The organism is Paenibacillus sp. FSL K6-2393 (genome assembly GCF_038002545.1).
Taxonomy (GTDB): Bacteria; Bacillota; Bacilli; order Paenibacillales; family Paenibacillaceae; genus Paenibacillus.
This window is the reverse complement of record NZ_JBBOCU010000001.1, coordinates 358,566-378,207: the sequence shown is the minus strand read 5'-3', so window position 1 is coordinate 378,207 and position 19,642 is coordinate 358,566. Positions and strand designations below refer to the sequence as shown.

Below are 19,642 nucleotides of genomic sequence, written 5' to 3'. Positions count from 1 at the left end.
GATCACATACCTCCCTTCGCCTGATGACCCCCGGATCGCATCAACTCTTCTGTTCGTTTGCGAGCCAGACTTCGCTGCTTCATGGAGCGCTGCATCGTTGGGAATACAAGAGCAATAATGACGATCACCGCGGTGATCAACTTCAGATCAGATGTATCGAACCATTCGACTTGAAGGGCAAGCGCGACCACAATCCGGTAAATGATTGAACCAACGATCGCTGCAAGTGTAGCCCAGAATACCGTTCTTGCACCAAGAATGGCCTCACCGATAATCACGGAAGCCAGTCCGATAACGATCATACCGATGCCCATCGTGATGTCCGCAAAACCTGATTGCTGTGCAATGAATGCACCAGACAGGGCAACCAATCCATTGGATAAGCTGACACCTACAATCGTAGTCACATCCGTATTTGCACCAAAGCTGCGAATCATGCGTTTGTTATCACCTGTCGCGCGGAGTGCCAGTCCAACATCTGTTTTCATGAACAGATCGAGCATGATTTTAAACACCAGCACCACGATGATAATTAGTACCATGACATGTTCACCCGAGAATGGATTGTCCATGCCCATAATGGATTTATTCGGTGCGCCAAGAATACGCATATTAATGGAGTAAAGCGCGATCATCATCAAAATCCCGGATAACAATCCGTTGATTTTGCCTTTGGTATGAAGCAGACCTGTACAAGCCCCGGCCACCATGCCGCCAGCCATTGCCGCCAAACAGGCGAGCCAAGGAGAGAAGTCATTGGAGATCATAACCGCCGCGATTGCGCCTCCTGTTGTAAAACTTCCGTCTACGGTAAGGTCAGGAAAATCGAGTATGCGGAACGTAATATATACACCAAGTGCCATCAGTGCATATAAAAGCCCCAGCTCGATTGCTCCTTCAATTGAATTCCAGCTTATACTCACGCTACTTCCTCCCTGTCTATCGAAAAGAATGAGGCGAACCCGTTGCATGTTCGCCTCGCATCCATACAGCCGGTTTACACTCCGGTCAGATTATTGAATCAATCTCAGATTCTATTGAATAATGTTGTTTTCCTGGTCTTTTACTTCCGCTTTCATCTCATCCGTAACCGTGATACCTTGGGCTTCAGCCGCTTTCAGGTTCAGGATCAGATCCAGCTTGTCCGGAACGGTGACTTTCATATCACCAGGATTCGTACCATTTTTCAGAATGTCCGCGGCCATCTCACCAACCTGATATCCATGGTCATAATATTTGAAGCCAACCGTTGCGAAAGCTCCTTTTTCAACGGTATCCCGATCACTGGAAAAGAACGGAATTTTATTACTGTTCGCCGTTTGGATGATCGTATCAACCGCACTCACGACAGAATTATCAAGTGTAATGTAGAAGGCATCTACTTTGCCAACCAGAGAATCCGTTGCCTGTTTTACTTCAGATGTATTCGTAACTGGTGCTTTCACCAGCTTGATATTATGTGTTGCGAGCGCTTTTTCTGCGTTATCTGCCATAACCACCGCATTTGGTTCACCTTCGTTAATGACCAAACCTACCGTTTTCACATCCGGCAGATTTTTAGCGATAAAGTCAGCCAATTGTACGATAGCCTCCGGATTCGTGTCGGATGCACCTGTAACATTGCCGCCCGGCTTGTCCATATCGGTCACCAGTTTGGCACCCAACGGGTCCGTTACCGCTGCAAACAGCAATGGCTTGTCCTTCACTTGTTGAGCCAGAGCCAGCGCAGATGGTGTTGCGATTCCGAGTACGAGATCATTTTTGGAATCACCCGAGATTTTCTGTGAAATGGATAGGTTGTTCGTCGAATCACCCTGCGCGTTATTGTAATCGATTTTGAGGTTCTTGTTTTCTTCAATGCCCGCATCCTTCAGGGCTGCGATGAAACCTTCGCGTGTAGCATCCAGGGATGGATGTTCAACAATCTGCGAGATGGCAATCTGGTATGATTTTTCCTCGCTGCCTCCACCTGTTGTACTTCCCGATCCTTCGGATTCCGTGCCTGTACCGCTGTTATTTCCGCAACCTGCCGCAACGATCATTGAAGCAACCATCATCAGTGACATCCAAAATTTCTTTTTCATGTGTGAGAACCCCTCTCCATCTTATAAAATGTGGTTACCCTTATCGAGATTCCATTGACACGATAGGGCGGGACAAAACAAACGCTTCAACGCATTGTTGCTTTGATCGACAAAAGCAGACAAATATAGACTTTTCTCATGCGACTGAAGTCCATGACCCGTGTTGGTGTTTTATTGTTCCCCTAATATTAAGGGGCGTCCCGATATCCGTCAATGGTTGAACCGCTTCCAATTTAGTTTCATCGTATGGTTGTGATAGAAAACATTACATAACGGCAAAAAAGCAACCCGCAAGTTATGCGAATGGCTCGTCAAGAAGCTGTAATGAGCTTAGCGCTTCACGTTGACCAGCTGTACCAAGCCAACGTGTTAACACCAAACAATAGAATTGCCATTTCTTCAAGCGCTAACGAACCCGAGACATCTTATTTGGGAGAAAATCACGGTATACAAATTCCAACGAACCTCAGAATCGTTATTCATTCTAATATTAGGATTTTATACCGAGAATCGGCCAAATTAAGCAAAATAACGCCTTTACGATTCGTTAAATTTCGAAAAGATCCTTGGAGAGGAAAATAGCGTCTACAGGGTTCGTTAGAGAAATTCCTTTCATACAGTTTCACGTAACGCAGGATATAAAAAAAGAGATGGCCTCGACGAAACTCGATACCATCTCTTCTTCTTTACACTTTGAATATCTTTTATTATCTTTTTTTCAAACTTTCACCCTATTAATTCCCTGATGCTTCGCGAATCTCATACTTGCACCTTTTGCCGCCATCGGCGTAACATTCGGTACGCTCTACCTCAGCTTGAAGTAGCGAGCGAAACAGTTCCAGTTCACAGCGGCAAGCCTGCTTGTAGACACTCGCGACTTGTACAATCGGGCAGTTCATTTCCGTAATGACGTAGGTTCCATCTGCATCTCTGGACGCATCCGCCATATATCCGTTGGTATTCTGGATTCGCGCGAGTTCCTCCACCCGTCCGGCCAGATCCTGGCCCTCCATCTGTGGCAATCCGCTACGAAGCAGCTTGTCCCGGCGACTCTCGAACAATGCATCCACCACACCGCTACCGGCAGAGTCAGACAATTCTTCAAGAAGTTCCAGCGTAAGGGACGAATATGATTTTGGAAAAAAGCTGTCCCCGCGTACCGTCAATTGGTACACCGAGGACGGACGTCCGGCCGTAGCCCGGGCCTCCCGAACCTCGATCCATCCGTCCTGCTCCAGTGCCGTCAGATGACGGCGAATGGCCATGCCGGTCAGACCCAGATCAGCTGTCATTTCCCTCGCGGTCAATGTACCTTGCTGCTTCAGCATGAACAAAATCCGTTCACGCGTCGTTCGTTCCTCTTCGCGCTTCACGATCAGCACCTGCTCTCCTGCTTATGCGTGTACCGGTGCTGCCTCCCGGCAGGCATCCGAGCAAAAGCGGTTATGCGTCTCTTCGCAATCCTCACAGCTTACATGCTGCAGGTTGCAGGTTGGACAATTAATATATCGGTCATGTGTCGTTCCACAGTGATAACAGCTGGCAATGACAATATCCTCGTCTGTCCGGTTAATCGGTACAGAGATTCGCTCGTCAAACACGTAACACTTGCCATCAAACAGATGGCCTTGTACTTCAGGATCTTTACCGTACGTGACAATACCGCCGTCCAATTGAGCCACGTCCTGGAATCCTTCATTGATCATGAACCCAGTCAGCTTCTCGCAGCGAATGCCGCCCGTGCAATAGGTAATAATCGTTTTGTCCTTCATGTCACCCAGGTTCTCCCGAATCCACTCTGGAAACTCACGGAATGACTCAACATCTGGACGAATAGCCCCGCGGAAGTGACCAATTTCGTATTCATAATCATTGCGACCATCGATAACGATAACGTCATCACGTTGCAGATGTTCATGGAACTCTTTCGGTGAAAGGCGTTTGCCACTAATCACATTTGGATCAAGGTCTTCGTCCACGCGGAACGTAACCAGCTCTGCTTTGTGACGGACAAAGATTTTTTTGAACGCATGCTCTTCCACATCATCAATCTTGAACACCATATCGCTGAACAGCGGGTTGGCATGCATGTCTTTCATATACTGTTCCGTCTGTTCAGGAGTTCCGGATACCGTACCGTTAATGCCTTCGGATGCGATCAGAATACGGCCTTTCACACCGAGGTCCTTACAGTATTGCAGATGCTCTTGTGTAAACGTCTCAGGGTCTTCAATCTTCACGAACTTATAATATAAAAGCACGCGGTACGCGCTGTTACACATGTATATCACCTGTTCCTATTCCATGTTGTTATTAGCCGGATCATCCGGCAAGACGACTACGTTGCACCCTTACTGTTAAAAAGAAAATAAACAGCCGCCCGAAACATCGTCTCGAACTGCTGCCTGACATTCGACTTTTATTCCTGCATTCTAGTTTATCGGAAGCGGAATAGCTTAGTCAATATAAATGTATAGAAAGGGATGAAAGATATGGAACATTTCAACCATAAATGATTTGTCTCTGGAAAATCAAAAAAAATATTTCGAATTTGAACTAAAATCGTATTCATTTTTGCTTTCATATCCATTAAACTATGCTCATCATTATATGGCTTACCCACACCGACTAGCAAAAGAAGTGGATGGGAGCAAGCATACGGTGAACATATTAGGAGGAAAATGGGGATGAGAACGTGAGTTTAACACTGTTCAGAAAAGTAAGCATGATATGTCTGGTCGTTCTAATTGGACTGAGTGGGTTGGGAACCAACTCCTACCTTGTCCAAAAGGTCGATGCAGCAGGAGCAAAACCCTATATTGGTGAAATTCAGTTATTCCCTTACAATGGGGCTCCCTCCGGTTGGATGTATGCTGCCGGACAGAACATGTCTATCACTCAGAATACGGCCCTTTTCTCGTTGCTGGGCGTCAACTATGGCGGGGACGGCAAAAGCACATTTGCACTACCTGACCTTACAGACGCCGCACCCGAGGGAATGGGCTATTACATATCCATTAATGGAGAGAAGTTCCCTTCCCGTGAAGAGGGTATGTACGGTGCAGGAAATGCTGTGCTTGGTGAGGTTCGCCTGTTCCCGTATTACTTTACCCCCAGCGGCTGGTTGGCTGCCGATGGTCAATATCTCCCTATCTCTCAATACAACGATTTGTATCAGATGATTGGTACAACCTTCGGTGGAGACGGTCTGGAGACATTCCGGTTACCCACGTTACCCAAAATCAAGGGTGATATCATCCATTATGCCATATCTGTTGATCCGACTTACCATGCCGAGAATAGGGGAACTGACTACTATGAATATATAGGTGAAATCATTCCCTTATTGGTAAAGATCCCACTAGACAACTGGGCATTGGCGGATGGATCCTTACTTGCCACCACCAATAACCAACCCTTGTTTAGCCTAATAGGCAATAAATTTGGAGGCAATGGTTTAACCGACTTTAAATTGCCTCAATTAAATAGTGACCAGTCGCCATTGGTCTACTACGTTTCCAAGACAGGCGTATTCCCTTCGGTTAGCAATAATCCCCTGCCCAATGCAGTAGAGGATCGTTACACAACCAAGCAGAACACCCCGCTGACCATCAACTCTCCGGGTCTACTAGAAAATGATCGTGATTCTTCTGCTGCCGTACTGAGAAGTGCGCCCATGAACGGTACTCTGACCCTTAATGCTAACGGTTCGTTTGTATACACGCCGAATAACAATTATGTGGGTAATGACAGCTTTACTTATAGTGCCACCAATCAATGGGGTACGAGTAATCCTGCGTTAGTTACCATAACAGTTCAGCAGGACTTGGTGCCGATCGTCAGCGGGGTAACAGACGAGGGTATATATAATCAAACGGTCACGCCTACATTTAATAGCGGTACAGCACTCCTGAATGGTTCTGCATTCACTAGCGGCACTCCGGTTACAGAAGATGGAGATTACACATTGGTGGTAACCAACCACATTGGCAGTACAACAGTCCACTTTTCCATTGATACGGTCCCTCCTGTTGTAACGGGTGTCATCAATGATGGAATATACGATGCAAGCCCGACCATCACCTTTAATGAGGGGACAGCACAGACGACGCACAGATTCCGCTTTGGGCCAAAGCAGCTGTCGCTGGCATGCAAAAAGCCGGAATACTGAACGGTAAAGGGCTGAATACATTTGCTCCAAGTGATAAAACCACGCGTGCAGAAGCAGTCAAACTACTGTTGAACGCAAAAAATTAGTGCATATATCTAAAAGCCTGTTCCTTCCGGGAACAGGCTTTTCTGATTGTTTTATTCCGAGATCGTAATGACCGAGGTTACAAAGTGATACGATTCATTCTCCAATACCGCCTGCGATAACAGGATTTTATTGCCTTCCGGACTCCAGGCGAGCGGGTCAGAGGCGTTATCCATATCCGCTGAGATCTGGAACTGTTCTGCCGACTCCGTGTTGGAGACAAATAGTCCTTTCTCATTATCATTCTCAGAATTGATCGTATACGCAATCTTGGAATCATCACCCGACCAGCTTGTGCCGAAGATCTGCGTGCCTCTGGCAAGCGTGGCTTTTTCATTGCCTTCCAGATCGGTGAGCACCAGCGCCCGTTTGGTATCCGCTGTTCTTTTCACAATCGCAAGCCTTGTTCCATCATTAGAAGGAATGACCCACTCCACACTTTTCAGCACCTGTTTCACGTCACCCGTCTTCACATCGTATGCATTCAACTGGCCGTCCTCGCCCGTAATATAATAGAGCATATTGCCTGACACTTTGATACTCCGCACATTGAAATTGCCCGTCTCCACCAGTACTTTCGTTGTACCGTCCACACTTGCAGAGATCAGATCACCCTTCATATCGGGGAAAACGACATGTTCATTATCCAGCCACGCGCCCTCTTGAATGAAGCCATCCTCCTTACCAGCAGGGGTTGTCTCCCCGTTATGCAGGTTCAGGAAGTAGCCTTTGCCCGTATTTTCCTCCGGCTCCCGGTAGAACAGGTACTGACCATCCGGTGACACCAGCGGTGCACCCAGGCTGACTTCACTTTCCTTGAGCGGCGTATCTGTACCTTTGGTTAGATCATACATATATAAGTTATGCGGGTATCTTTCCTGACCTTCAACCGTGACGGGTTTCAAGGACTTGTTCTCCTTGTCGGATACAATCCAATCATCACTAAGCCATGCAATTCCACGCATATTCGGCAATTTATCAATTTTCTCCAACTTGAAGCTCTGGTACACGGACGTGTTGGTATTATCTTTTACTGTAATATCGGTGCCCGTTTTCCCGCCTTGTGCATTGCCCCCCGGCTCTGTTGTTCCCCCACATGCTGCTGTTGTTAACAGAGCAATGGCCCCGAACGTCCCCAAAGCTGCTTGTTTCCAATTCATCATGGTCCCCCCCTGGTTTCTCTTCTATAAGACCAAGCATACACATGGCATACTTCCAAAGTTATTCAGACTTGTTTCGAACTTGTAAACTTGAATCAGCCAAAGGGAAAATGAGCTGAAACGTCACACCTTCACTATCCTCTGAATCGCCCGGATTGCTTGGTAACAAGGTGATTGTACCGCCCTGTTTTTCAACAAACTGCTTTACGAGAGATAGTCCCAGTCCGGTTCCACCGGTTTTTCTGGCCCTGTCTTTGTTCACAGTATAAAAGGGTTCAAAAATCTTCTCCCGCGCCTCTGCCGGAATCGGCGTACCCGAGTTATAGATGCGAATGACCGCTTGACGCTCCTGCATCCGCAGTTCATTCTCCACCCGGATCACACCATCCGGAACGTTATATTTGATCGCATTATCCAGCATGTTGATGAAAATATGCATAAGACTCTCCCGATCGCTGCGGATCACCGCCGGTTCAAGATCCAGTTCCATATTCAGCGCGAACTTCTCCGCTTTTCCACGCATCCGGCCACAGGCATCCTCCAGCAGAGCACTGACCTCAACATCTTCGGCCTGGTTCTCGAAGTCATACTTCTCCATAGCAGATAAATGTAGTACTTTCTCGACCATCTCGTACAGCCGCTCCGTTTCTTTGCCAATGTTACTCGTGGCATCATCAAGCAGTTGCGGATCATCCTTATACATGTCGAGCAGCTCCACATAAGCTTTGATCGATGTCAGCGGTGTCTTGAACTCATGGCTGATGTTACCGATATATTGTTTCTGCTGCTGTTCCAGCGCCTGCAACTTCTCTATCGCCAGTTGCAGCTTCTGCTGCTCCGCATGCATGGCTGTGATATTTTGCTGAATGGATGTACTCATATAATAAATGCCCTGCCCCAGCTCTCCCAATTCATCCTTGCGCCTTACAGGAGACTCCGTAATGTAGTTCCCTTCTCGAATGAAATCTGCGGACCTCTTCAGCCGGGTAATCGCAACGGCAAACCGATTGTAGAACAGATAACCTAATATGAAACTCAGCGCAACAACAGTAATTCCGGCCCATATGAACAATTGAAGGATGCGAGTATAGAATTCATGGTAGCTTTGGACCGGATATTGCATCCATACAGCACCCATCTGTCCATCCGGACCGTCCAGTGGTGCGGCATAGAGCAAGGTATCCCCTTGTTCATGATAGGCAATTTTATTTTGCAGTGCATAGTTAAGCGTATCCTGAACAATCGCACTCTCCCCGGAGCTGATCGATGAACCGACTTGCTGGCCATTCATATCATAGAGCGCTATCGGCAATCCGGTAGAATTGGCTAGTTCCTGTGCAAGCCTGCGGCCGTTTTGTTGTAAAAAAACGTCCTGTTCGAGATGAACGGACTCCGTATAGTAGGCTTGTCTCACGTTCAAGTTGACCAGCCGTGTCTGTTGGGACAGAATACCCTCAATCTGTGACTGCTGATTGCGTTCAATACCGCGCAGAACCAGTGAACTAAGCACAACCACGGTCAGGATAAGCAAGGCTGCCAGAAAAACACTGAACTTCAGCTTGATGCTGACTCTCATATGGCCCCGCCTGTTTCAGGCGCAGAAGCTTTGTAACCAATCCCGTACACGGTCTGCAATTTTTGCTGATCTGTATCCCCGATTTTCTTGCGCAAACGCTGGATGTGAATGTCCACGGTCCGTGTCCCACCTGCATATTCCATGCCCCAGACCCGGTCCAGCAGATCGTCTCGTGTGTACACACGCTCGGGATTGGACATGAGAATGGTCAGCAGGTCGAACTCTTTTGGTGTCAGATCCAGCTTCTCCTCATTCACGGTCACTGTGCGGTGAGCAACATGAATACGCAGTGTGCCATTCACGATGGCCTGATTCTTCGAATCGTCAGGTGGTGGACTGCTTTTCTCGACACGGCGCATGAGCGCTTTCACCCTTGCGAGCAGTTCACGGATCTCGAATGGTTTGGTCATGTAATCATCGGCGCCCATTTCCAGGCCAACGATTTTGTCCACGATATCATTTTTGACGGTCAGCAAAATAATGCCGATATCCTCGCGGTCCTCCAGCCTGCGGCATACGCCGTATCCATCAAGCCTTGGCATCATCACGTCCAGAATCAGGACCTGTGGGTGAAACGATGCGACCTTAACCAAGGCCTCTTCACCGTCACTCGCAGTATCTACTTCATATCCTTCGCGCCGCAGCGCGTAAGCAATGGCACTGACGATACTTGATTCGTCATCTACCACGAGCACTTTTTTATTCATGGGATTCATCCTCTTTATCTATGTCATGAGTTAGTTTATGGGTCTATGTTAGCAAGGTCCGTGGGAATTATCTATGGATGAGTTTGCAATTTGTATGAGAGACTTGCATCTTCTCAGCTTGGACTTGGCTCTACTTTCTTTATACCCTAAAGGCAACAAAAAGAGCCAACCCATGTTTGGATCAGCCCTTAATCTATAGATTCTCAATTCATGTTACTGTTTAGGCAACAACTTCTTAATTTCATCTTCGGAGAGTCCAGATGCTTTAACTATAGCAGAGAGATCTACGCCAAGTGTAAGTAATTCACGGGCCATTTCTCTCTTGCCTTCCAACTTACCCTTGGCTGCACCTTCAGCTCGTGCGCCTTCAATCATCGATTTTTCGTCACTCAATGCTTTCATTCGAGCATCGTAGGCCATTCTGGTGGACGCATCCTGACTCAGAAATTCCAGCGTATCCATCGCCTTTTTCAACATCGGTTCATTCATGGCCAACACCTCCCAGTTTGATGTATCTATTCCCTTCAGGAATAATAACCAATTCACGAGTCCGCCTTTTTCCATCGGAACAGAATACTGATCTAATTTGGTTAGTTCCATCACATGTATTTCGATATCATCTGTCAAACCAATACCTGTATGATCTTCTCGTAAATGAAAAACATTGTGATATCGCTCATTATCCAAACAGGAGTAATTGAGGATATTAATAGTCACGCATTTTTTGAGTAGACTATAGTTTTCGCCCTTTTTTATCTGATGAAAGTACATCTCACTCCAATAAAACAACGTCCTTTTCTCCATGTTATACGGGTTAAACAGCTGCATTTCAATGTTAATTAGTTTGCCTTCTACCGTCTTTGCTTTAATATCCAGAATGGATTGTTTATCCTCTGGGCTATCCTTATCTGTATACGTGTTAACCACATTGATCTCCGTAAGAGGAGATTCGCCGGTCTCTATAAACGTGCTGTTCAGAAAAGCTAACAAAACATCTTTGTTTTGCTCACTTCCAAAAATGCGTTTGAACACAAAATCTACTCGTGGATCGAGTAATTCCTTCACTCAGCATCAGCTCCATTCTCACCAGCATTATATCATAGTTCCCATATAGCCTCAGCTTGATAATGGATCTGCACATATATTGCATTTACTCCTCAAATGACAGATTCAGCGGCTTGTCCGACATCTCGTACTCTGTCTCCATATGTGTCAGCGGTGTGTTCAGATCAACCTCCTCGAAGCGGAAGCTGTCGACCCACACTTTTCCTTTACCGTTTAAAATAACCCCGAATGAAATGACTGCGCTGCCCTCCGGCACATCAAGCACAATATTATACTGATTCCATGGCTGCGTACCCGTAATTGGCCGATCATGCATGTTATCAAATTGAAGTACGTCATGGACGTTATTATCCACACGCATCCATAATCCGCAGAACGCCTCCACACGTTCGGTCTTCACAAATCCCGATAACTTCATCCGCTTACCCACATACTTGTCCGCTCTGAACTGCTGCATCATTGTTGCGAACTCGTTAGGCTCCATCGGCGTAACTGCCTTCAAATATCCTGAAGCTTTCCCCTGATGCACTTCGGCCGGATCAATGCCCATCTCATAATTTTGCGGATGACTTCCGGTTAACATCCAACCTGTAATCGTTGACGTCTGATTCATCTGTAGTTCTCCTCCTCTGGTTCTTCCTTCGAATAATTTCAGATCGAACAATTTGCGAAAACGTCCTGGTGGCATGCCATATAATTTACGAAATGCACGGGTGAAGGCTTCCTGACTCTCAAAGCCACATGCCAGAGCGATGTCCAAAATGCCCGTCTCCGTCGATCGGAGAGTCGTGGACGCCAGACTCATCCGGCGATTGCGGATATAATCCACCACGGTCATGCCCACCTCATTACGGAAAACCCGGTGGTAGTGATATGGCGACAACAACGCCTCGGATGCCACTTCTTCCAGCCCGATCTGCTCATGCAGATGAGTCTCAATATAGAACAAACTTTGCTGAATCATTGCACGGTAACGGCTCAACTGAGGTAAAGCCCCCTTCCATATCCTTACTATACGTGAATGATGTCGTCACCGTTTTGATCATTTTTGCTATCTTCACTTCGGATTGCCTCTATCCCGGAACGCAAAAAAGAGCCAATCACGGAAGGAATCCTATCCGTAATTGACTCTCCATTTATCTATTCGCACAACATTCTTCGTCAGACAGCCGGTACCGGCTGTGCACCAACCTCTTCGTCATCATGCTCCACCAATTCATGTTTCTCCCAAGCTCTACTCTTCCAGCGGAAGTACATAATGACCGCACGCGTCCACTCATCCGCCGCAATGGCAAGCCACACACCAGCGAGCCCCAGATGAAGCTGGAATATGAGCAGGTACCCCAGTGGCAGACTCATGCAGACCATGGAGATCAGCCCCATGTATACCGGGAATTTTGCATCCCCTGCCGCACGCAGGGAACCAATGATTACAATATTGCAGGTACGTCCGGTTTCGAGCAAAAGACTGAGCAAAATTACTTGAGCCCCCAGCTTGATAATTTCCGGATTATCCGTAAATATGCTCATCAGAGGCACACGGAAAAAAATGATGATTACATCAATGATAACCGTGGCCAGAAGGGCCCATTTTACACTGTCAAAAACACGTTTGTACGCATCGTCTTTGCGCCGCGCACCCACAAGCCGGCCTACAATGATCGATGTCCCCATACCAATCGCCATGCTGAACAAGTAGATATAGCTGGAGATATTACCCGCATACTGTTTGGTTGCCATAGCTTCTGCGCCCAGATAGGTCACATACAGCGTGAACACGAGTTGGCAGGAATGATATACCATGGATTCCATCGCAGACGGAATGCCAATCCGCAGAATTTTGCCAATAAAATGTTTGGACAACTTAATGTAGTATTCGAAATCCACCCGTACCTCGCTCACACGATACAACAACCAGAAGAAGATCAGCAGGCAGATAAACCGGCTTCCCACCGTGGAGATGGCCGCCCCTTCCACCCCAAGCTTCGGCAGGCCGAAGTGACCAAAGATCAATGCATAGTTACCAACAACGTGAATCACGTTCATGAATACAGCAACATACATCGTTTCTTTGGTGTAACCATGTGTACGAATCGTCGCAGCCAGCGCATTAATGAGTGCCTGGAGGAAGATACCGCCACCGACGATATTTATATACGAACGGGCAAAATCATAAATTTCGCCTTGAATGTTCAGAAGTGTTAGCAATTGTCCTCCGAACAGAAGGAAGATCCCGCTCAGGACCAGACCTACGATAAGATTCAGTGTGATCGCATTACCTGTAACTTGTGCTGCTTCACTTAACTTTTTCGATCCGATATATTGTGCGACTACAATCGCAGCACCATGTCCAATGACTTCCAGTACAAGGATAGCGATAGAAATAATCTGATTGGCTGCTCCAACGCCGGAGACCGCATTATCGGATACCGAGCTGAGCATGAGCGTATCCACGCTCCCCATCAACATAAATAAGAAGAGTTCCAAGAAAATAGGCCATGTCAGTCGAATCAGATTCAGATCCTTGGCATCAGAACGAAGGGACTCTTTGGTTGAGGATATTGCTGTCATTTTCTCACCTTTCCCATGTGGGCTTTAATTCTTAGGGTATGTTAGCACAGGTAGTTTGAAAATGCAGTAGTTTTGCGAAAATAGTTGAAAGTTTTTTGCAATTCCATAAATAGGTATTTTCAGTGTTTTCATCAAGCTCCGTGTCTGTACACCTGCCAGAGGTTGTAGAAGACAAAAAAGGCCCCTCCCAACTCGCTTTTAAGCAAGTAATGGAAGGACCTTAGACCCTCAGCCCTTTAACCTTTAACAGAACCCGCAGCAATTCCCTCCACGATTCGATTACTCAGGATGAGAAATGCAATGAGGATCGGCAAAATACTAATCATTAGCGTCGCACCAATGGCTCCCCAATCTGTTGTATATTGACCGATAAAGTTCTGTACCCCAACAGTTAAGGTCTTGTACGAATCTGTACTGATGAACGTATTAACAAAGATGAATTCATTCCAGTTATAGATCATATTGATGATCGCCGTTGTTGAAATGACCGAAGACGTCATCGGCAGCACAATCCGAAAGAAAATCCGATGCACGGAGCAGCCATCCATCACTGCGGCTTCTTCCACTTCACGGGGAAGGGCGTAGTAGAATCCGAGTAGAATCATAATGGTAATTGGCATATTAAAGGCAATATAAGACAAGATGACTGACAAAGGATGATCGGTGAGATGAAGCTTCAGGAACAAGCTGAACAGCGGAATCAACGTGGAGTGTACAGGGATCATTAGACCCACCATGAATAACCCCAATACCAACGAACGACCCTTCCAGCGCATACGTGTAATGGCAAAGGTCACCAGACTGGCAAACAGCACGGTGAACACAACTGAGACCACCGTAATCCATACACTGTTGAAGAAGTATAAGCTGATATTTCCCTCTGTCCATACCTTGACATAGTTTTCCCAACGTGGAGTAGCAGGAAGGGAAAAAGGCGCCATGTCGAATACTTCCTGATTATTTTTAAGCGAGAACAACAGCAGCCATACCAAGGGCAAAATTTGCAGCAAAGCTACCAGGGACAAGAGGAAATACAGCAGAACATATCCGAATCTCCTTAACCATGCCGAACCTCGGCTTGTCCCCGGGTACGTTGGCAATCTAACGGCCGTATCCGTCTTCACCGGGATGGACCTCCTTTCATTTCACTTACGTCAGGAATACTGGATCGTATCTTTGGATGCCGTCGCTTTTCGAAGCAGCCAGGTAACCAGCAGACAGATCAAGAGCAGGAAGAAACCTACAGCACTGCCGTAACCAAAGTCGAAGCTACGGAACGCCTGACGATACATATAGGAGGCCATCACTTCGCTGGAACCATTCGGTCCGCCATCGGTCATCACGTAGATGAGATCAAAATACTTGAGCGAGCCTACCACAGCCAGTACCACAGTCACCTTGATGACTTCTGTAATAAGGGGCAACTTGATTCGAAAAGCGATCTGCCAAGGGCTTGCTCCATCAATCCGGGCTGCTTCCACCAGAGATTCCGGAATATTTTTGAGGGCCGCATAATAGATCAAAATATAGAAGCCTGCATACTGCCACAGAATCGGTACAAACAATGCATACAGCACCAGGGATGGTTCCGCCAGCCAGGCTGGCGGATTGCTGAAGCCGATCGCTTCCAGAAAAGTGTTCAGCACACCATTGCTGGGATGATAGATCTTCAGCCATAACTGGGCGATCGCGACCGAAGACAGCAGCATCGGGATCAAATATATTTTGCGGAACAGATTGGCACCCTTGATTTTGCCTGACAGCACCAAAGCAATCATCAGATAACCGATCAGACTCAGCGCAGAGAACAAAGCAAGCAAAAAAGTATGACCCGCACTCTGCCAGAATGTTCCGTCCTGAAGCAGTCTGGCGTAATTATCCAATCCAATATAGGTCATTGCACCGATCCCGTCCCATTGCATCAAACCATAATACCCGGTGAGCACGATCGGGATGTAAACCAAGACCAGCAGCAGAAGCAGTGCAGGAAGCACGTACAACGCAGCAACGAGACGGTTGGACATGACTTTGTCCATCACATTATCCTCCCTTCAAGCGTTCAAACGTGTGTACGTCAATTGCCTTTATCAATCGCAGCCTGATGATTCTTCACAAAGTCCTCCGGTGTTACCGCTTTGCCAAACAACGCCTGAATCATATCCAGATGAGCCTGAGCGGCTGCCGGTTTCATCTGTACGTCTGCAAAGAGTGTGAGACTGCTGGCCTGATTCAATTCGTTCAGCAGGTCAATATAGAGCTGTGGCAGCTGTACTGCAGCCGTATCCACTTTGGTTGCCGGGATGACGCCTGCTTCAGTCACCGAACTCTCACCCCATTTTTCTACAAAGTATTGCACGAACTTCGCCGCTTCTTCCTTCACTTTGGAGTTCTGGGCCACGAACAGCCCTACGCCTGGTCCACCTACCCAGCTGTTAATATCGCTCTTGCCATCTTCCATCGTTGGGAATTTGAAAAATCCGATCTTGTCCTTGAATTCCTGCGGGATGTCCGGGTTAGTCGTGAAGTTTGGCAGTTCCCAGGTGCCCATCAGGTACATGGCCGCCTTTTCGTTCATGAATTCGGATTTGCCCTCATCGTTGGACAACCCGTTGAAGCCTTTGTTGAAGGCATTCATATCCACCAGCTTTTGTACCTCGGCAGCAGCTTGAGTCAGCGCAGGATCGTCAAACTTGCCGGAGCCATTGATCGCCTTTTCCAGTGCATCTCCACCTAACCGATTCGCCAGATACATATACCAGAGTGAGCCAGTCCAGCGGTCTTTATTACCCAGTGCGATCGGAACCTCACCGTTATCTGTCAGTGTCTTCAGCACACTCAGGAATTCATCGTATGTTGCTGGCGGCTGCAAATTATATTTCGCAAAAATGGCTTTGTTATAATAAATGGGGGAGATATTCAACTCGATTGGTAGCGCATATGTTTTGCCGTCTATGGCATAGGCTTCTGTTGTTCCGGCTATGAATTTGTCGCCCAGCGAGCCGCTGAGCAGATCATCGACCGGTGCGAACAGATTCCCCTTCACATAAGGCTCCAGAAATCCAGCAGCCCAAGTTACACCAACATCGGGAAGTTCATTGGATGCCGACAGGATTTTCAATTTGTTCTTGTATTGTTCATTCTCCAGCACTTCCTGCTTAATGGTCACATTGGGATGATCCGTCTGATACTGCTTGATGATATCGTTGACCAGTTTGTTTTGCTGTGCGGAACTGCCTGCTGGCCAGAGGTGCATGAATTTGAGGGTTACTTTCCCATCTGTGCCGTTGCTGCCTGTTTCACCCTCTTGATCCGAACTTGAACTGTTACATCCGGATAAAATTATGGCGAGAACCAGCGTCCATGACAGAAGAATGGCCATCGTCTTTTTGCTCATTATTCCAACCCCCTTGGTTTGTTCGGTTAATGTAACCGCTTTAACCAAATTGTAGCACGGGCCTATCACACCTATAAGACCAGAGTAATTTGGAAAAACTCCACTTTTTTGAGGTTATTTGTTATCTCGTTCAGATAGAGAATGCCGATATTTGCTTGGACTTAGCCCCTCAAGGCTTTTAAATACCGTGATAAAATACTTATCCGTCTGATAACCCACCCGTTCCGCAATCTCCGAGATGGGCATCGTTGTCTGCACAAGCAACTCCTTCGCGCGCTGAATGCGTTTGCGGGTAAGGTATTCACTAAAATTGATGCCGATCTGTTCCTTGAACAATACACTGAAGTAACTGGAGTTGAGATGGAGTAAATCAGCGATTTCACGCATGGTCACATGTTCACCCAGATGAGCATCCACATAGGTCAAAGCTTCACTGATCTGGCTATTGAGCCTTTGTTCCCCTCGCTCCTTAACATCCAGCAGCTTGGGGTCAACCATTTCTTGCATTGTTTGAATACGTCGCTGTTGTTCGCCGAACTTTAGGGCTTTTTCGACGGTCTGCAGCAATTGTTCCTTATCAATCGGTTTCAACATATACTCCACAACACCCAACTTAATGGCCTGCTGGGCGTATTGAAAATCGGCATGTCCCGACATAATCAGGACAACAGGCTTGTTCGAAAAATGTTGAATGGCTTCAATCAGAGACAAGCCAGAGAATTCCGGCATGCGAACATCCGTTATTAACAGGTCTGCCGGCTTTTTCTTGAGCCATTCGACAGCCTCGACGCCACTTTCTGCAGTCTGAATGTGATTTCGTCCTGCCGACCATCCTTCCAGTGTTTTGCGAATACCCTCTCTTGTACGCGGCTCATCATCCACGATAAGAATTGTTTTGTCATGAATCATATGCACCCTCCGTTCCCATGGGAATCTCAAAGCAAATGACAGTTCCTTCCCCAACCTTACTTGTTATGGAAAGCCTGCAACGTTCGCCAAGTTGGCTGCCAAAGTAAAGCATCAGTCGCCGATGTACGTTGATTAGACCTACACCTGTCCCCTTCTTGGACACAGCCGGCCCGCCATGTAAAGCATGAATGACAGATTGAAGCCGTAATTCATCCATACCGGGACCATCATCCCGAACCTCAATGCGAACCAGATTTTTTTCGGTCGAAGCATCCACATGGATGCTTATCTTTCCCGGTCCCAGTTTACTTTCAATCCCATGAAGAATCGCATTTTCGACCAAGGGCTGTATAAGAAGTTTCGGTATTGCGACCTTACGCACCATATCACTCAGCTGAATCTCCCATTGCATTCTCTCTCCCAACCGCATCTGCATAATTTGAAGATAACGCTCGGCGTGTTCCAGCTCGTCGGCCATCGTAACCCATTCATCCTGCTGCGAACTGGAGATAATGTAGCGAAATAATCGGGACATCGCCACAACCATACGTGCCATCTCCTCGTCTCCCTTTTCCTCAAGGGACCAATAGAACGCCTCCAGGGTGTTGAATAGGAAATGGGGATTAATCTGAGACTGCAACGCCTTCAGCTCGGCCCGGGACTGCATGACTTCCTTCTCATGAACCACACGGGTCAATTCGTTCTGCCTGTAGACCATCTGGTTATACACGTCGTTGAGTTCATTGATCTCCATAGTAAAGCTGACCATTAGATTAGGTCTCATTGCTCCCGGCTGTGCACTGCGCATGGCCCGCATCAGGCGTATGAGCGGACGTGTAATCATCGTGGACAGAAAGAAGGACATGATGAGGAACAGAACAACACCAATCATTCCCGAGACGAGCAGCGCCGTCCTCAGGATGGATACACCTTCCGTTGTCTCCCGCAGCGGGGTCAGGACAGCAAGTGTCCATCCCGTTAACTCCGATTTTTGCCGGACGACGATGTAGGATTCCTCCCCGTTTTGCACGACTGATCCGCTGTCCAATATGGCCTTGGGATCGAGATTTATCTCCAGATCGGAAGTCACCACTTCTCCTGCACCATCCAAGAGCATGATAGAGTCCTGCGAACCATCTGACCCATTCGAATCATTGAGTTGAAAAAAACTGCGTTGCATCCGTACCACCACATAACCTCCATGTTCGAAAGAATGATCCAGCAGGTTAATCCGACGAATAGCCAGAAGCACACCCGGATCTTCAGGGTCAGCGCCTGCCCATACCAGTCTGCCTTTTCCTTCATCCGCCAGGTTGATCCAGTTGCGCTCCACTCTGAGATCGAGGGATCGGTCATCCATCGGAAATATGCGGTTATAACCCGTAGTGTATATCTCCATACTTTGCGCTCCGTTGATGAAAGACTGATAACTGCCTGCAATCTGCAAGAGAGCTTGGCGCTGATTAAAGGTAGCTGGGTTGCCTTGCTTCTCATCGCTAAGCAGACGCTGCACGTATGAATCATCCGCCACCTGGGCGGTCAGCGAATTCACTTGTGCAATGAGTGCATCCAATCTGCCACTGGCTTGGACGGCGGTTTGGTGAATATGTTTCTCCGCATTGCTTTTCAGCAGAGCAGCTACCCGATCATAGGCCGATATGCCTGCGAGCAGCAGAACAACAAGCATCACCATAACAAAACCAATGAAGATCTGATTCCGAAGTGAGTTAAAATGTCCTTTTTTCCCGTGCAACTTCCCCAATCTCCTCTCTTTTTGGCATGTAAAAGAACCCACCACCTTACGCCCGTGCTCTTGAAGACTGGGTACAAACGATGCCGGATTTATCTACGTATTCAGTTCCTCATATAAAATGAACGAAAGAATATTTACACTAGCCACTACGATGACAGATTAACCTTC

17 protein-coding genes are annotated in these 19,642 nt (G+C 47.3%); 2 read left to right on the top strand and 15 right to left on the bottom strand.

Features of this window, described 5'->3' with window-relative positions; translation table 11 throughout:
• Nucleotides 1-2: 2 nt before the first annotated feature.
• The 4 genes from MHI14_RS01675 to trhO form a co-directional block, all read right to left on the bottom strand.
• The gene (locus MHI14_RS01675; RefSeq protein WP_051154091.1) at nucleotides 3-863 is read right to left on the bottom strand and encodes an ABC transporter permease; all 861 of its coding nucleotides are present in this window, start codon (nucleotides 861-863) and stop codon (nucleotides 3-5) included.
• Between the two features lie 171 nt (nucleotides 864-1,034).
• On the bottom strand, nucleotides 1,035-2,084 hold the full coding sequence (locus MHI14_RS01670; RefSeq protein ID WP_133386212.1) for an ABC transporter substrate-binding protein: 1,050 nt from the start codon (nucleotides 2,082-2,084) through the stop codon (nucleotides 1,035-1,037).
• A 734-nt stretch (nucleotides 2,085-2,818) separates the two neighbouring features.
• Nucleotides 2,819-3,457 (bottom strand): helix-turn-helix transcriptional regulator, encoded by a 639-nt coding sequence (locus MHI14_RS01665; RefSeq protein ID WP_341129761.1) that lies wholly within the window; start codon nucleotides 3,455-3,457, stop codon nucleotides 2,819-2,821.
• A gap of 21 nt (nucleotides 3,458-3,478) precedes the next feature.
• Nucleotides 3,479-4,366, bottom strand: coding sequence for an oxygen-dependent tRNA uridine(34) hydroxylase TrhO (gene trhO / locus MHI14_RS01660; protein ID WP_062836769.1), 888 nt, complete (start codon nucleotides 4,364-4,366; stop codon nucleotides 3,479-3,481).
• 413 nt (nucleotides 4,367-4,779) lie between these two features.
• Here trhO and MHI14_RS01655 point away from each other — a divergent pair, with 413 nt between their 5' ends.
• Together MHI14_RS01655 and MHI14_RS31085 are read left to right on the top strand one after the other, a co-directional pair.
• Complete coding sequence (locus MHI14_RS01655; protein ID WP_341129760.1) at nucleotides 4,780-6,255, top strand: tail fiber protein; 1,476 nt, start codon at nucleotides 4,780-4,782, stop codon at nucleotides 6,253-6,255.
• Nucleotides 6,234-6,341, top strand: coding sequence for an S-layer homology domain-containing protein (locus MHI14_RS31085; RefSeq protein WP_445670321.1), 108 nt, complete (start codon nucleotides 6,234-6,236; stop codon nucleotides 6,339-6,341). The genes MHI14_RS01655 and MHI14_RS31085 overlap by 22 nt, the downstream gene beginning before the upstream one ends.
• Before the next feature lie 51 nt (nucleotides 6,342-6,392).
• Here MHI14_RS31085 and MHI14_RS01650 read toward each other — a convergent pair whose 3' ends face one another.
• The 11 genes from MHI14_RS01650 to MHI14_RS01600 all read right to left on the bottom strand — a co-directional run bounded on the left by MHI14_RS01650 (nucleotide 6,393) and on the right by MHI14_RS01600 (nucleotide 19,474).
• Nucleotides 6,393-7,499: a hypothetical protein gene (locus MHI14_RS01650; protein ID WP_341129759.1), complete on the bottom strand. Its 1,107-nt coding sequence runs from the start codon at nucleotides 7,497-7,499 to the stop codon at nucleotides 6,393-6,395.
• Nucleotides 7,500-7,560: 61 nt separating this feature from the next.
• Complete coding sequence (locus MHI14_RS01645; protein ID WP_341129758.1) at nucleotides 7,561-9,075, bottom strand: sensor histidine kinase; 1,515 nt, start codon at nucleotides 9,073-9,075, stop codon at nucleotides 7,561-7,563.
• Entirely contained in the window at nucleotides 9,072-9,782 is a 711-nt protein-coding gene (locus MHI14_RS01640; protein WP_047840845.1) for a response regulator transcription factor, read from the bottom strand. Before MHI14_RS01640 ends, MHI14_RS01645 begins: the two co-directional genes overlap by 4 nt.
• Nucleotides 9,783-9,995: 213 nt before the next feature.
• Nucleotides 9,996-10,847, bottom strand: a complete 852-nt coding sequence (locus MHI14_RS01635; RefSeq protein WP_341129757.1) for an Rpn family recombination-promoting nuclease/putative transposase — start codon at nucleotides 10,845-10,847, stop codon at nucleotides 9,996-9,998.
• Between the two features lie 85 nt (nucleotides 10,848-10,932).
• A complete protein-coding gene (locus tag MHI14_RS01630; protein WP_341129756.1) occupies nucleotides 10,933-11,829 on the bottom strand; it encodes a helix-turn-helix transcriptional regulator in 897 nt (298 codons plus the stop codon).
• A gap of 179 nt (nucleotides 11,830-12,008) precedes the next feature.
• Entirely contained in the window at nucleotides 12,009-13,418 is a 1,410-nt protein-coding gene (locus MHI14_RS01625) for an MATE family efflux transporter (protein WP_249913758.1), read from the bottom strand.
• A gap of 236 nt (nucleotides 13,419-13,654) precedes the next feature.
• Nucleotides 13,655-14,518 carry a carbohydrate ABC transporter permease gene (locus tag MHI14_RS01620; RefSeq protein WP_341131664.1) on the bottom strand — a complete coding sequence of 288 codons (864 nt, stop codon included), beginning with the start codon at nucleotides 14,516-14,518 and terminating at the stop codon, nucleotides 13,655-13,657.
• A gap of 54 nt (nucleotides 14,519-14,572) precedes the next feature.
• A complete protein-coding gene (locus MHI14_RS01615; RefSeq protein ID WP_338589132.1) occupies nucleotides 14,573-15,454 on the bottom strand; it encodes a carbohydrate ABC transporter permease in 882 nt (293 codons plus the stop codon).
• Nucleotides 15,455-15,492: 38 nt separating this feature from the next.
• Nucleotides 15,493-16,812 (bottom strand): extracellular solute-binding protein, encoded by a 1,320-nt coding sequence (locus MHI14_RS01610; protein ID WP_341129755.1) that lies wholly within the window; start codon nucleotides 16,810-16,812, stop codon nucleotides 15,493-15,495.
• A 114-nt stretch (nucleotides 16,813-16,926) separates the two neighbouring features.
• A complete protein-coding gene (locus MHI14_RS01605) occupies nucleotides 16,927-17,721 on the bottom strand; it encodes a response regulator transcription factor (RefSeq protein WP_341129754.1) in 795 nt (264 codons plus the stop codon).
• On the bottom strand, nucleotides 17,711-19,474 hold the full coding sequence (locus MHI14_RS01600) for a cache domain-containing sensor histidine kinase (protein ID WP_341129753.1): 1,764 nt from the start codon (nucleotides 19,472-19,474) through the stop codon (nucleotides 17,711-17,713). Before MHI14_RS01600 ends, MHI14_RS01605 begins: the two co-directional genes overlap by 11 nt.
• Nucleotides 19,475-19,642 lie beyond the last annotated feature (168 nt).

Excerpts from the sequence above, each read along its gene's own strand:
- MHI14_RS01675 (WP_051154091.1), bottom strand. The coding sequence starts at position 863 with ATGGCACTTGGTGTATATATTACGTTCCGCATACTCGATTTTCCTGAC.
- MHI14_RS01640 (WP_047840845.1), bottom strand. The coding sequence starts at position 9,782 with ATGAATAAAAAAGTGCTCGTGGTAGATGACGAATCAAGTATCGTCAGT.
- MHI14_RS01650 (WP_341129759.1), bottom strand. The coding sequence starts at position 7,499 with ATGAATTGGAAACAAGCAGCTTTGGGGACGTTCGGGGCCATTGCTCTG.
- MHI14_RS01615 (WP_338589132.1), bottom strand. The coding sequence starts at position 15,454 with ATGGACAAAGTCATGTCCAACCGTCTCGTTGCTGCGTTGTACGTGCTT.
- MHI14_RS31085 (WP_445670321.1), top strand. The coding sequence starts at position 6,234 with ATGCAAAAAGCCGGAATACTGAACGGTAAAGGGCTGAATACATTTGCT.
- MHI14_RS01645 (WP_341129758.1), bottom strand. The coding sequence starts at position 9,075 with ATGAGAGTCAGCATCAAGCTGAAGTTCAGTGTTTTTCTGGCAGCCTTG.
- MHI14_RS01605 (WP_341129754.1), bottom strand. The coding sequence starts at position 17,721 with ATGATTCATGACAAAACAATTCTTATCGTGGATGATGAGCCGCGTACA.
- MHI14_RS01625 (WP_249913758.1), bottom strand. The coding sequence starts at position 13,418 with ATGACAGCAATATCCTCAACCAAAGAGTCCCTTCGTTCTGATGCCAAG.
- MHI14_RS01670 (WP_133386212.1), bottom strand. The coding sequence starts at position 2,084 with ATGAAAAAGAAATTTTGGATGTCACTGATGATGGTTGCTTCAATGATC.
- MHI14_RS01610 (WP_341129755.1), bottom strand. The coding sequence starts at position 16,812 with ATGAGCAAAAAGACGATGGCCATTCTTCTGTCATGGACGCTGGTTCTC.
- trhO (WP_062836769.1), bottom strand. The coding sequence starts at position 4,366 with ATGTGTAACAGCGCGTACCGCGTGCTTTTATATTATAAGTTCGTGAAG.